This is a genomic window from Pontibacter sp. MBLB2868 (genome assembly GCF_051904785.1).
Taxonomy (GTDB): Bacteria; Bacteroidota; Bacteroidia; order Cytophagales; family Hymenobacteraceae; genus Pontibacter.
Map to the genome: position 1 here is coordinate 1,907,942 of NZ_CP196710.1, position 13,049 is coordinate 1,920,990.

Consider the following 13,049-nt stretch of genomic DNA (forward strand, 5'->3'; position numbering starts at 1 on the left):
CTTTGCATCAAATTAATTATATTCTCCAACATTTTCACCTTCTCTATCCTGGAGCGAAGGAAGTCTCTATACATTACAGCACCGAAGAGGATCTTTTACTTAGAAGCCGCATAAGGGTACAAAAATATACCGGCGGTTTCTTTGAGCAAAAACGTCCGCGTCCGCAACAGGTTATATGGCGTGAGTGGAACGGAGAACGCTTGCCCTTCTTTTTTGATGCAGAAAATGAACAGGAACTTGTGACTTACCACGCTGATGGTACAGCCACTATTAACTATGATATCATTGCATCAGCTTTTTACCTGCTGAGTGGCTGGCAGGAGCACTATGGAGTGGAGCGTGATAAATTCGGACGATATACATACAAAGCCAGCGTACAGGCAAAATATGGCTTTATCACCAAACCAGTGGTGAATTACTACTTTGACTTGTTAAAGGAAGTTATAGAGCGTGTGTACCAGAAAGACATCAGCCATAACCTGTGGGGTAATTATAATTTTGCCAGTTGCCTCACCTGCGACGTAGATCGACTGAACAGCGCCTGGAAGGCTTCCGGGAAGCAGCAGTTGAAAGCAGGCAACATGAAAAATTTAGGGGCTCTGTTACTCAGAAAAGCTGTTGGAAAAGATGCCTGGAATAATTTAAGCGAAGTAACCGCACTGGCAGAAAAATATGGCGCTAAAGTTACCATGTTCTTCCTGCCCAGTGACCAAAGGTATAATGGGTATCCGAATGCTGACTATGATCTCACAAAAGCAAAATACCAAAAACTTGTACAGAGTATCGCCGATACAGAGCATGAAGTGGGCCTTCATGGTAGCTTTGGCACGTCCAATGACCTGGTGCAGCTAAAAGCAGACATGCGGAAACTGCCAGTTCAGGTAAATGGAAACCGCTTTCACTACCTCTGCTACCAGCCGGAAAAAACAGAACAGGTTTTGCAGCAGAGTAAGCTGCAGTATGACTCTACCCTTGGTTTTGCCGAACATATTGGTTTCAGAAACTCATACTGCCACCCTTTCTACCCTTTCGATTTTAAGAACAGGAAAGCCAGTCCTACTTTAGAATTGCCACTTTATTTGATGGACACTTCGCTTTACAACATCAGTTATATGCATTTAAAACCTTCTGATGTGCTTGCAGCCGTTAAACCGCTAGTTGATGAAGTAAAGAAGTTTAAAGGTTTGTTTACCTTGCTTTGGCACAATGAGAATTTCTCCGCTTACTCAGAATATCCCGTTCTTAAAGGCAACCCTAGTTGGCGGGAAGTACTGGAGCAGGTCATGGGCTACCTGTCCGCAGAAGGTGCCACCTTTCTGACATGCTCAGAGGCTACAGAAAAAATTAAAAGCGAAGGCTAAGATTTGCTAACACCGTATTTGACCTTTCAATTGTCGTATATCTCTTAAATTTTTAACTCATAACGCTAAAATTTAACTTACTTGCAACCTGCAAAAAAAGTGAATGAGTAGAGTTTTACAGCGTGAAGGTATCTGGAACAACGTGATTTCATATGCCGGCATAATTGTCGGCTATGTTAATACGGTGGCGTTGTTCCCTAATTTTCTCAATGAGTCTGAAGTAGGTCTGACACGTCTGCTGCTATCTATTTCCGTTATGTATGCCCAGTTCTCTGCCCTTGGCTTCGTGAACATGAGCGTTCGTTATTTCCCTTATTTTAGGGATAAGGATAAAGAGCACAACGGTTTCCTTTTTCTGCTGCTCACCGTTCCCCTGTTAGGGTTTGTACTGACCACAACATTTTTCCTGTTGTTTAAACCTACCGTAGTAGATTATTATATTGAGAACTCGCCACTCATCATTGACTACTATTATTACCTGATCCCGCTTTCCTTGTTTGCGCTGCTGTTCAATATGTTCACAGCCTATCTGCGGTCACTTTACAAAACAATAATTTCTTCATTTGTCCAGGACTTTCTACTGCGGATACTCACTACTGTTCTGATCAGTGTGTATGCTTTTGATGTCATGGACTTCCATACTTTTGTATTACTGTACATCCTGATCAACTCATTAGGGGCTCTGGTGCTTGTGCTGTATATTATCTGGTTGAAGCAGTTCTTTGTGAAGCCATCGTTTGCGGTACTGAGTATCATACCGATCCGTGAAATCTTCTACTATGGCTTCTTTACTTTGCTAGGAAATGTATCTACTACGATAATCACGACAGTAGACCAGGTTATGATCTCTTCCTACAGCCTTTCGGACAACGGCATTTATACTACTGCTTTTTTTATGACAAGTGCCATACTTATACCTGGCCGCTCTATTTTAAAGATCGCACAGCCACAAGTGGCTGAGTATTGGAAAGATAAGGACATGACAGGTATGGCAAGTCTCTACCACAATGTCACTATGGTAAATATGATCGTCGGGCTGTTGGTATTTATTGGGATCTGGTCAAATATTGATAACCTGTACAATTTTATGCCGGACAGCTACCGCAGTGGCAAATATGTGGTTCTGTTCCTGTCAATAGCGCGGCTATTTGACCTGGCCACCAGCCTGAACGGAGCCATACTTGCCACTTCAGAAAAATATAAATGGGACCTGGCATTTAATATCGTTCTGGCAGGACTTACAATTTGGACGAACTGGTACTTTATACCACGGTATGGCATAGAAGGCGCTGCATTTGCATCTATGCTCTCTCTGGTAGCCATGAACATGGCCCGGTTAATTTTTGTGAGGGCCATTTATAAAATACAACCGTTCAGTTGGAGTGCGTTAGGTGTGTTGTCCATAGCCGCCGTCACTCTAGGAGCAGCATATTTGCTTCCTTACCTGGGCAATGTATTTGTGGACATGTTCGTGCGGTCTTTACTAATTATACTACTTTACGGTAGTCTATCCTTAGGTTTAAAGGTGTACCCGGAAATGAATGACTGGTTAAACAAGATACTTTACCGTTTTACCGGCCGCAGACTATAAGTTTCAGCTAATTTGTGCCACTACCTGCTCCTCACTCCCTCTAAGTTGATACATTCGCTCTATCATGCTTATCACGTTAAGGCCATCCTGAGCATTGGTAGTAGCTGTGCTTTGGTTACGCAGCGTACTGATCACATTCTCGAACAGATGCTGATGGTTAGCCGCACTACCTTTGTAATGACCATAGTTGTTAGCAGGCTCACAGGCTGGTAATTCCGGTAATACATAGTTGCGGATATCACAGTACTCAACACTATTCATGTACTGACCACCTACTTTTATACTACCATGCTCAGCTATAATGGTGATACTGCTCTCCAGATTCTGTGAATGTACTGAGGTCGTATAATTAAAAGTACAGAACCCGCCACTTTTAAACTCAAACTGCAGGTAACCACTATCCTCAAAGTCTGTCAGTTGCTGATGGTTGTAATTCCTTAGTTGACCTTTGATATTCTTTATGTCTCCGAATAGCCAATAAAGCATGTCTACAAAGTGGCTGAACTGTGTATAAAGTGTCCCTCCATCCTTTTCAAGTGAACCACGCCAACCGCCAGGTAAATAATAACGCTCATCGCGATTCCAGAAACAGTTTACCTGCACATGGAATAACTGCCCCAGCTTTCCGCTCATTACGGTTTGCTTTAACCAAACTGCCGGGGGACTGTAGCGATTCTGCATTACACAGAAAATCATTTTCCCATTTTCATCAGCCTCTTTAATCATTTCACGACAATCAGCTGTAGTTAATGCAAAGGGTTTCTCACACACAACATGCATGTTATGCCGCAGGCCTGCAAGTGTATGAGGGTGATGGAGGTAATTTGGAGTACAGACGCAAAGTACATCCGCTTTCACATCCGCCAACAGAAATGCTTCTAAGCTGGAGTACCTGGCTATACCCGGGAAACACGTGTCCTCGATCAGAAAACCTTTTCTATTGTCTATCAGGGCAACAAGTTCTGCATCCGTATTCTGCAGCAGAAGCTGCGCATGTCGCATGCCGATATGCCCCAATCCAATTACAGCAAAGCGGATTTTTGGTATAGAAATATCAGCCATGTTTCCTGATAAAATCTAGAACATGCTCACAAATATACTCCAACTGCTCTACCTTAAGCTCCGAGTGCATTGGCAGGGATAAAACACTTCGCGATAAAAGCTCAGATACAGGTAAGTCGCCTTTCATTTTTCCGACATAAGCGTATGCCTCCTGCAAGTGCAGTGGCTCAGGATAATAGACCATACTTGGTATATGATTATCCCGTAGATGACTCTTGAGCTGGTCACGCAGTTCGGGGGCTACAGTAATTGTATACTGGTGGTAAACATGTGAGCTGTAGGATGCCCGGTGAGGAGCCTGAACCGCTTGCGTTTCAGCAAAAGCATTATCATAAAAACGGGCTATTTCCTGGCGAGCGTTATTGTACTCATCTACATACTTGATTTTAACATCCAGCATGGCCGCCTGCAAGGTATCAAGTCGTGAATTAACACCTATAGTAGAAAATTTATACTTCTCTGATTGCCCGTGGTTAGCGATCTTTTTAAGTATAGCCGCAAGCTTATCATCGTTTGTAAACACAGCACCACCATCTCCCATGCCTCCTAATGGCTTGGAAGGGAAGAAAGAAGTTGTACCTATATGCCCTATTGTACCGGCCATTACCTCACCTCCATCTGGTTGCACATATCTTGCTCCCAATGCCTGTGCATTGTCTTCTATTACCCATAAATTATATTGGTGTGCCAGCTGCATGATTTCGTGCATGGGGGCAGCTTGGCCAAACAAATGAACAGGTATCACTGCCGCAGTGGCTGGACTAATTAATTGGCTAACTGAAGTCGGGTCCAGGGTATAGGTATCTGGGAGAACATCTGCAAAAATAGGTTTGTACCCCAGCAAAGCAACCACTTCTGCAGCGGAAACATAATTGAATGATGGCACGATAACCTCAGCACCGGCAGGAAGCTGTAAAGCCATCAGGGCTATCTGTAAGGCATCAGTACCATTTGCACAGGGTATGGCATGCTTTACCTGCAGGTATTGCTCCAGGCTTCGGGCAAAGTTATCAACCTGCGGACCATTTATAAACTCCATACTCTCCATCACAGCACTGAAAGCAGCATCCAGTTCTGGCTTTAACTTACCATACTGTGCCTTCAAATCCACCATTTTAATATCTTCCATGTATGTTTACTTACAATATTGGGACTAAACAAATATAGCTAAAGCTTTCATTTTACACTCAGACTTTGTTCAATTAAACAACTGTAGCTGCCTTTGAAACTAACCATCGCACGCTACGTTACATAAAATTCAACAAAATAATATAACTATGCTTCTATACTTACGCAATATTGTTCTGGTATCTTGCCTTTTAATTCTAGCATCTTGTTCTGATCAGGAAGCACAGAAAGAGCGGGATAATGCTTTTAATGATTATAAGGATTATGTTACACAGTTTGAAACGGATGCAAACAGAGATTATACGGATGTTGAACTGCGGGCCATGGAACAGGCAGCGGAAGATAACTCTAAATGGGAAACCGAGTCAGCGGAAGTAATGCAGCAGTACGACGAACGCAAAAGAAAAGTAGTACAGAACATTGACCTTTACGACGAAGCTCAGCAAAAGGAGTTTAAGGAACTGGAAGGTCGTTATAACAACGCATACCAAAAGCAGAAGGAGAAGTACCAGGATGTTAGCCGGCGTTATAAACTACGAAAAGACTTGTTAGGCCTCGAAATTAGCTCAGACGATATGAGTAGTATAACGGCTGCAGATCTAGCCAGTACCTATGAACATTTTGTTCAAAACCTCGAATCACGTGCTTCACAGCTGGAAGGCAGAGATTGGGAATTAGTAGAAGGATGGTGGATTGCACTTAACAACCGCAGAAGAACGCTTGATAATGAGTTGTCTGCTAGTGCAAAGTCGACGATTGAGCAGGCAACTGAACGTTATAAAAATATCCGCGAGAACCAAACGATCAGTTAGGCTGAGGAACAGGTAAAAGCTGGGGCTCTTCTTTAACTTTTTTACCAAACAGGTATAACCTGTAAAGATCATACAGAAACAGATTAGGGTTAGCAGATTTAAGATTGAGCTCTACCAGTAATTTCATCCCGGAGAAAAACAAAGTATAAGCGCTTACGAGACGTAGGTTGTCAAGGCGCTCGAATGTCTTTATCAGCTTGATCTGCTCCAGCTCCTCCCCGTCGTGGTACAACCTGACCAGGTTGTCAACCGCCTGATCTGTTTTTGCCAACATTATCGGGGCTTGCTCCAACCCAAGGTGTACAACAGGGTTATGAATGTGCTGTACCTGGATATTGTGTTTTTTTAGTTCCTGTGCAAATACTGTATCTTCATGACCGTATCGCTTCAGCTTTTCTCGTAGCGGAAAAGACAAGAATAATCCTTTGCTTAGAAACGCGTTACACAGAAAAATATCATCGTAAGGCCGCTTCCTGCGTTCAGACACACTTTTAGACCCTCGTGATTTGCCATATTTCCAATGCAGCCTGTAAGAACGCTCCGGAGTTTTAGCTACATAATCCACGCCTCCTATTACTACTTCAGACTCATAGCCAGCTTTCAGGTAGTCGTACAAAAAATTTGTAGAAACAGGGAAACAGTCATTGTCCAGTAGAAGGATGTGTTCATACCGGGCTTCATTTGCAAGTTTATTGCGTATGCCAGCCCTCCCAAGGTTTTCAGGAAGTTCTCTGTACAATACATGGGGCAGGTCAGACAAGGGCCTGTTCAGCTCCTTTATATCTTCCTTGGACCCGTCATCATATAAATTTATTTCGTACCTGACCGCTAATCTGGTGCATTGCGCCAGTAGCGTATGCACGATAGCGGTCACGTCCTGGTTAAAGACGGGAATAAGTATAGATACCTCAGAAACCATTCGTCATACTGAATTGCTCCACTATAGAATCCAGTACTTTGCCGTGCTCACATTTTAGTACTCTTTTAGGATACCGGTTGATGATCTCATAATTGTGCGTTGCCATCAGGATAGCGGTACCGCTATTGTTGATCTCCTCAAAAAGCTTCATTATGCCATCAGCTACCATTGGGTCAAGGTTACCGGTAGGTTCATCGGCAAACAGAATCACAGGCTCATTTAACAGCGAACGTGCAATAACAATACGCTGCTGTTCACCACCTGAAAGCTGGTGTGGCATTTTACTGGCAGCTGAGTCAAGCCCAACGCGCATAAGTACCTCTGATATGCGCTGCTTCACTTTCGATTTGTCTTTCCAACCTGTTGCTTTTAACACGAATGTTAAATTCTCGGCAACGGTTCTATCAAAAAGGAGCTGAAAATCCTGGAAAATGATACCTACTTTACGGCGCAGATAGGGAACCTGCCTGCGCGGCAATTTTGAAAGGTTAAACTCCGCAACGCTGGCTGAGCCCGTTAACAAAGGCAGGTCTGCGTACAGTGTTTTTAAAAGAGAACTTTTCCCACTTCCGGTCCGCCCTATCAGGTAAACAAATTCACCTTTGGTAATATCAAAGTTAACATTACTCAGAATGGTATTCACGTCCTGATAAATGGCAACATCTCGCAGTGCTACCACAGGGGAAGAGGAAAAATTCATAAGGGCTTAGATCTCTAGTTTCTGCAGTTTTCCAAACTCAAGGGCTTCGATCAGAGAGGCTAGTGCCTCTTCCTTTCCCTCTAAACCATACCGGTCCAGGTTCTTGAGTGGTCTGTCAGCTCTAAAATAAGCAATTAGCACAAAATTATTATCACGGAGTTGAATATAATCCGGAATTTTGGCTTTGCCTTTTACTTTGATGATATACATAGCGTGATTTATGAATGGCTAATGATTAATTACTAATGTAAATCCACATCTGCGAAATTTGTTTCTGATTAATCATTAGCCATTTTCATTCTTCACTATTTATTACCCTTCGCGTGATCTGCCAGGAACTGCTCAAGGCCGCTATCCGTAAGCGGGTGCTTTAAAAGACCTGTAATCACTTTAAGAGGGCACGTCACTACGTCTGCTCCGATCTCAGCACACTGCACCAGGTGCATTACATGGCGTACAGAAGCAGCTAATACCTGAGTCTGATATCCATAGTTACCATAAATCTGAACAATCTGCTCAATCAGTTGTAAACCATCTGTAGAAACATCATCCAGGCGACCGATAAATGGAGAAACATATGTAGCTCCTGCTTTAGCCGCCAGTAAAGCCTGACCGGCAGAGAACACAAGCGTACAGTTGGTCTTTATACCTTTTTCGCTGAAATAACGGATCGCTTTAACTCCTTCGCGGATCATAGGTACTTTAACAACAATATTAGGGTGCAGTTCAGCCAGGAACTCACCTTCTCTAACAATGCCATCAAAGTCTGTCGCGATTACCTCTGCACTGATGTCGCCGTCTACGATTTCGCAGATCTGCTTATAGTGTGCAATAATATTGTCATGGCCAAAAATACCCTCTTTCGCCATCAGGGATGGGTTTGTGGTAACACCATCCAGTACACCTAAATCGTGTGCTTCCTGAATTTCCTGCAAGTTTGCAGTGTCGATAAAGAACTTCATAATGCTGGGTTGTAGGTTTTGTACTACAAATCTAACGCATTAATCGGGAATGAGGAAAGAATGAATGGAAAATAGATGAAAGGCAGGAAACCTTTGAGAAAAGGGCAAAAAAAAAGTGGCAAACCGAACATCGCGCCGCTTCAACCGCCTACCCTTGCTACCTTCCGGTCCTGGGGGAGTTCAGCGGGAGCTGGCCGTGCCGATTTGCCGTTGCAAAAGTACAAAGAATATTTTACAATGCAAGCCTCTTGTTTAACAAACCAGAGTAATTTTAGCCAAACAGAACCTGTCTGTATACAAGAAGCTATCAATCAATTTCTTACAGCAAAATTAAATTTACCAGCTTCATACAGACCTCCCCAATCTATTCATCCGTTACTGTTTGCTCCTGTAACTGCTCTTTGTCATTTGTTACGTCTTCCACTTTAAAGTATAACCTGAATGTGGTACCTTTCTTTTCTTCACTCTCTACGCTTACCTTCCCTCCTGCATTGCTCATTAATCTTTTTACGATGTACAAGCCCATACCTGTGCCATCAACATGTGAATGGAATCGCTTGAAAAGGGTAAATACCTTGGAGAGATTATCCTGACTGAGGCCAAGGCCATTGTCACGTACTGTCAGGCGCACGTAGCCATCAATATGTTCAGACCTGATATCTATTTGTGGTTTACGATCAGGTGACCTGTACTTAATAGCATTGCTTAAAAGGTTATAGAGCACACTGTACAGGTTCTTTTTAGAGAAAATGATATCAGGGGCATCATCGAAGTTAATTGTCAGAACAGCGTCTTCCTGCTTCAGATGGTCCTGCATTGTCGCTTTTACGTTCTCAAATACTTCCTTAATGATAACCTTTTCTTTACCTCCATCTGTATCACGCTGCACCTTGGCAATGTCTGTCAGATCTTTTATCACATTCTTAAACCTGCTTATTGCATCTTTCAGCATGTCAAATACAGGTTGTGTAGGCTCTCCCGGAATCTGCCCCATTGATTCGATCTGGTCCTCCAGCAAGAGCAGCAAGCCTTCTATGTTTGCAACCGGGGCTTTCAGATCATGAGAGGCCGTATATACGAAGGTGTCAAGGTCTGCATTTACACGGCGCAGGTGTTCGTTTGTATTTTGCAGACGTTCCTGCGTTAACTTAAGATCGGTCAGGTCTATGAATGACCCTAAAACCCTGAATGGGATCTTGTATTCATTCTGCATGATATAGGCCCGGTTAGCCACGTAGGCATAAGTGCCATCAGCCCTGATAATCCGGTATTCCCCTGTCCATTGTTCCTTGCCAAGGTTAATCGCCTGATTTATATCCTTAACGATTTGTTCACGGTCGTCAGGGTGTATCTTATCAGACCAGCTTTCAAAGCCCCGCTTCATTTCGCTCACGTCATAGCCCAATACCTTGTTCAGACTATCACTCCACCACAACTCATTTGTCACCAGATTCCAGTCCCAAACTACATCGTTGGTGGCCATAGACACAAGCCTGAAACGCTCTTCACTGGCGGCTAACTCCCTGGTGCGTTCCTCCACCCTTAGCTCTAACTCATTATTAAGTTTGATAAGGTCTTCTTCGGCTTTTTTGAGTTCTTCATAAGCCATCAGTACCTTCTCTTCATTGAGCTTCTTTTCAGTAATATCCACCATGGTTACGGTTAAACCGTCACCCATTTTTACAGCCGAAATCTCGTACCAGGCTTTCTTTTCCTGAAACTCCAGGAACTGCTCCGTATGCAGCGGCTTCTCCTGATCTACAACAGCGATATACTTTTTAAGTAAACCTGTTGCTTTTAAGAAAGGTAATTCAGAGAGAACTGTATTCTGCTGCAGTTGGGCTGCTGATTTGCCAAGCAGTTCCTCGGCTCTTTTATTGAGCAGACTCCAGGTAAAATCTTTTATCTTTCTGTTATCATCCCGAACCGCTTTGAGAGCCATGATACTGCTCAGTGAACTGTTCAGTACGCCCCGCACTACATTGCTGAGCGCCTTTAAAGCTGTAACATCCACAAAACTAACGACCACGCCATCCTTATTGCCATCGTGCTTCAGGTAAGGAATTATGCGCATCAGGAAGTATTTGCCTTCGATGGTCTCTACTTCACGCTCTATTTCAGCTGAGTTATTATTGACCTTCTTTATATCTTCTAGAAGCGTATTATACTTCAGGTTATAAGACAGGTGGTGTATCGGACGGCCCACGTCACTATCAATAATATTGATCAGCTCTTTAACACTTGGGGTGAACTTACGGATGACGAGGTGATGATCAACAAACAACTGCCCAATGTTGGAGCTCCGGATGTAGTTGTCGAGGTCTTCGTTCAGCTCCTGGAGTTCTCTTATCTTTAACTGGTGCTCCGAGTTAACTGTATGCAGTTCTTCGTTCAGCGACTGCATTTCCTCATTTGAGCTTTGCAATTCTTCGTTGCTGGACATCAACTCCTCATTACTGGACTGTAGCTCCTCATTAGCGGTGCTTAAATCTTGTACAGTTAAACGTAATCCTTCCCGGGCATCCTTTAGTTCGGATTCCAGGGTGGCCAGCTGCTGATAATAATCCGGATCAGAAACCATGGAGAGTTCCGATGATTTCGGCAATGGTGTCAGCTCCCCCATCTCCTGCAATAAGATCAGAATAATTTTAGGGAGGTTCCTTTCCGTTTGAAGCGGCTTGATAGAAACGTGCAGCAACTGGTTCTTCTTCCCGATTTTTACCGTCACTTGCCGCGCCACCACTTTACGATTCTGCTTCAGGGCTTTACGAAGGCCTACACTCATTGTCACGGCCAATTCCTCGGGCACCATCCGAAGCAAGTTAAAGTGCAACCGTTTGTCCGGGAAATTCAGGTAACGGTTTATATCACCAATGCCATGGAGCAATTGAAAACTTTCATCTACATAAAAAGCAGTTACTTTAAAATCATCCGCAACGGCATCCATGAAGGCATCGTTATAACGTGCCAGGTGCGACGCTTGAGAGCCTCCTTCCTGGCTATAACTGTTCTGAACAGGTGTGTAATCGGTTATGCCATAAGTTCTCCTGATCCCGCTGCTTTCTTTTATTTTTTGAAAGATTTTCCATTTCCGGTTTACCTCTGTAAAGTTAGATTTCAGGTCACCGATATGCTCACTTGGCCCCAGAAATAAGTATCCATGCAAATTGAGGGCATATGGGAAAATAGCCATCACTTTGTTCTGCAGGCCAGGGTTAAGGTAAATGAGCATATTCCGGCAAGAAATAAGGTCTATCTTGCTGAAGGGAGGGTCTTTCTGAAGGTCATGCTGTGCAAAAACAACTAACTTCCGGATCTCTTCACTTATAATGTACTGATTGTTTTTGATGTGAAAGAAACGCTTCATGCGCTCAGGCGAAATATCCTTGGCAATGGAAGCAGGATACACCCCTTTCGAGGCTTTAAGAATGGCGTCCTGATCGATGTCGGTAGCAAAAAGCTTGACAGTTGGCTCTCTTTCCAGCTTCTCAAACGCCTCCTGGAAAAGGATGGCTAAAGAATATACTTCTTCTCCGGTACTACATGCTGTTACCCACACTTTAATGGGCTCGCCTTCTTCTTTGCTTTCAATGATGTTCGGAATAACATCATTTGCCATCACGTCAAAAGCTTCCTGGTCTCTGAAAAACCTTGTAACATTTATAAAGAACTCCTGGTAAATAATGCCGATCTCAGCCGAGTCTATGTGCAAGTACTGTAAATATTCCCGCAGATCTTTTATTTTCAGATGATCCAGTCGTTTCTGTATCCTGCGCTTAATTGTCCCCTGCTTATAGTTCGTAAAATCTGTATTGGTTCTGGCAAGTACAAAGTCCAGTATCTCTTGCAGTACCGCCTCTTCCGCTGCGCTCTGCTCTTTTGAAGATCTTAACAAAGGCACCCTTTTCGTATAGGCAATAATTTCATTGGGCATCAGATCCGGTGAAAGCACAAAATCGACCGCGCCTGTATCGATAGCACTACGTGGCATGCCATCGAATTTTGCATTACCCGGCTCCTGCACTACCACCATTCCCCCTGCTGCCTTTATGGCTTTAACTCCTTTGGTACCATCAGTGCCCGTACCTGATAAAATCACTCCAATTGCATACTTCCCTAAATCTTTTGCCATCGACTCAAAGAATACATCAATTGCAAAATTAGGCTCCCTTGTCCGCTCCTTTTCATGAAGCCGAAGTCGGCCGTGTTTCACAGTTAGCTGTTTACCACTGGGTAGCACATACACACAATTGGGCTTTGTAAGCATCTTATCCTCAGCTTCATACACCTGCATGCGGGTATGCTTAGTGAGCAACTCAGCCATCAGACTTTTATGGTCTGGTGACAAGTGCTGAATAATAACAAAGGAGAAGCTGGAGTTATTCGGGAAAAAATCGAACAGTTTATGAATCGCTTCAAGGCCACCAGCAGATGCGCCTATACCAACCAGGTAATGATCTGCTGCTATTGTAGGTGAATTGGTATTGTTAGGTAATTGGGGTTTCATTTTAGAT

Annotated in this window: 10 protein-coding genes and 1 other RNA gene; 3 read left to right on the forward strand and 8 right to left on the reverse strand. The window is 43.5% G+C overall.

The window, feature by feature from the left end; genetic code table 11:
• The first annotated feature begins 2 nt into the window (after window positions 1-2).
• Window positions 3-1,361 (forward strand): polysaccharide deacetylase family protein, encoded by a 1,359-nt coding sequence (locus ACSX1A_RS08195; RefSeq protein ID WP_439883140.1) that lies wholly within the window; start codon window positions 3-5, stop codon window positions 1,359-1,361.
• Between the two features lie 103 nt (window positions 1,362-1,464).
• Entirely contained in the window at window positions 1,465-2,952 is a 1,488-nt protein-coding gene (locus ACSX1A_RS08200) for a lipopolysaccharide biosynthesis protein (RefSeq protein ID WP_439883141.1), read from the forward strand.
• Between the two features lie 3 nt (window positions 2,953-2,955).
• On the opposite strand, the gene ACSX1A_RS08205 is transcribed toward ACSX1A_RS08200, so the two are convergent.
• Together ACSX1A_RS08205 and ACSX1A_RS08210 are read right to left on the reverse strand one after the other, a co-directional pair.
• Window positions 2,956-4,014, reverse strand: a complete 1,059-nt coding sequence (locus ACSX1A_RS08205; protein ID WP_439883142.1) for a Gfo/Idh/MocA family protein — start codon at window positions 4,012-4,014, stop codon at window positions 2,956-2,958.
• Window positions 4,007-5,143: a DegT/DnrJ/EryC1/StrS family aminotransferase gene (locus ACSX1A_RS08210; RefSeq protein WP_439883143.1), complete on the reverse strand. Its 1,137-nt coding sequence runs from the start codon at window positions 5,141-5,143 to the stop codon at window positions 4,007-4,009. Before ACSX1A_RS08210 ends, ACSX1A_RS08205 begins: the two co-directional genes overlap by 8 nt.
• A 148-nt stretch (window positions 5,144-5,291) precedes the next feature.
• On the opposite strand from ACSX1A_RS08210, the gene ACSX1A_RS08215 reads away from it, so the two are divergent.
• Window positions 5,292-5,954 carry a hypothetical protein gene (locus ACSX1A_RS08215; RefSeq protein ID WP_439883144.1) on the forward strand — a complete coding sequence of 221 codons (663 nt, stop codon included), beginning with the start codon at window positions 5,292-5,294 and terminating at the stop codon, window positions 5,952-5,954.
• Here ACSX1A_RS08215 and ACSX1A_RS08220 read toward each other — a convergent pair.
• From ACSX1A_RS08220 to ACSX1A_RS08245, 6 genes are all read right to left on the reverse strand, one after another.
• On the reverse strand, window positions 5,947-6,873 hold the full coding sequence (locus tag ACSX1A_RS08220) for a glycosyltransferase family 2 protein (protein ID WP_439883145.1): 927 nt from the start codon (window positions 6,871-6,873) through the stop codon (window positions 5,947-5,949). The two genes, ACSX1A_RS08215 and ACSX1A_RS08220, sit on opposite strands and share 8 nt — an antisense overlap.
• Window positions 6,863-7,573: a cell division ATP-binding protein FtsE gene (locus ACSX1A_RS08225; protein WP_439883146.1), complete on the reverse strand. Its 711-nt coding sequence runs from the start codon at window positions 7,571-7,573 to the stop codon at window positions 6,863-6,865. The genes ACSX1A_RS08220 and ACSX1A_RS08225 overlap by 11 nt, the downstream gene beginning before the upstream one ends.
• A 6-nt stretch (window positions 7,574-7,579) precedes the next feature.
• Window positions 7,580-7,783, reverse strand: coding sequence for a fructose-6-phosphate aldolase (locus tag ACSX1A_RS08230; RefSeq protein ID WP_439883147.1), 204 nt, complete (start codon window positions 7,781-7,783; stop codon window positions 7,580-7,582).
• A 95-nt stretch (window positions 7,784-7,878) separates the two neighbouring features.
• The gene (fsa, locus tag ACSX1A_RS08235; RefSeq protein ID WP_439883148.1) at window positions 7,879-8,535 is read right to left on the reverse strand and encodes a fructose-6-phosphate aldolase; all 657 of its coding nucleotides are present in this window, start codon (window positions 8,533-8,535) and stop codon (window positions 7,879-7,881) included.
• A 111-nt stretch (window positions 8,536-8,646) separates the two neighbouring features.
• An RNA gene (gene ffs, locus ACSX1A_RS08240) (signal recognition particle sRNA small type) lies at window positions 8,647-8,747 on the reverse strand.
• Window positions 8,748-8,899: 152 nt separating this feature from the next.
• Window positions 8,900-13,042: a chemotaxis protein CheB gene (locus tag ACSX1A_RS08245; RefSeq protein ID WP_439883149.1), complete on the reverse strand. Its 4,143-nt coding sequence runs from the start codon at window positions 13,040-13,042 to the stop codon at window positions 8,900-8,902.
• Window positions 13,043-13,049 lie beyond the last annotated feature (7 nt).

What these genes read in the sequence shown, in the direction of transcription:
- ACSX1A_RS08220 (WP_439883145.1), bottom strand. Translation starts at nt 6,873, where the DNA reads ATGGTTTCTGAGGTATCTATACTTATTCCCGTCTTTAACCAGGACGTG.
- ACSX1A_RS08225 (WP_439883146.1), bottom strand. Translation starts at nt 7,573, where the DNA reads ATGAATTTTTCCTCTTCCCCTGTGGTAGCACTGCGAGATGTTGCCATT.
- ACSX1A_RS08215 (WP_439883144.1), top strand. Translation starts at nt 5,292, where the DNA reads ATGCTTCTATACTTACGCAATATTGTTCTGGTATCTTGCCTTTTAATT.
- ACSX1A_RS08205 (WP_439883142.1), bottom strand. Translation starts at nt 4,014, where the DNA reads ATGGCTGATATTTCTATACCAAAAATCCGCTTTGCTGTAATTGGATTG.
- ACSX1A_RS08210 (WP_439883143.1), bottom strand. Translation starts at nt 5,143, where the DNA reads ATGGAAGATATTAAAATGGTGGATTTGAAGGCACAGTATGGTAAGTTA.
- ACSX1A_RS08200 (WP_439883141.1), top strand. Translation starts at nt 1,465, where the DNA reads ATGAGTAGAGTTTTACAGCGTGAAGGTATCTGGAACAACGTGATTTCA.
- ACSX1A_RS08245 (WP_439883149.1), bottom strand. Translation starts at nt 13,042, where the DNA reads ATGAAACCCCAATTACCTAACAATACCAATTCACCTACAATAGCAGCA.
- ACSX1A_RS08230 (WP_439883147.1), bottom strand. Translation starts at nt 7,783, where the DNA reads ATGTATATCATCAAAGTAAAAGGCAAAGCCAAAATTCCGGATTATATT.
- fsa (WP_439883148.1), bottom strand. Translation starts at nt 8,535, where the DNA reads ATGAAGTTCTTTATCGACACTGCAAACTTGCAGGAAATTCAGGAAGCA.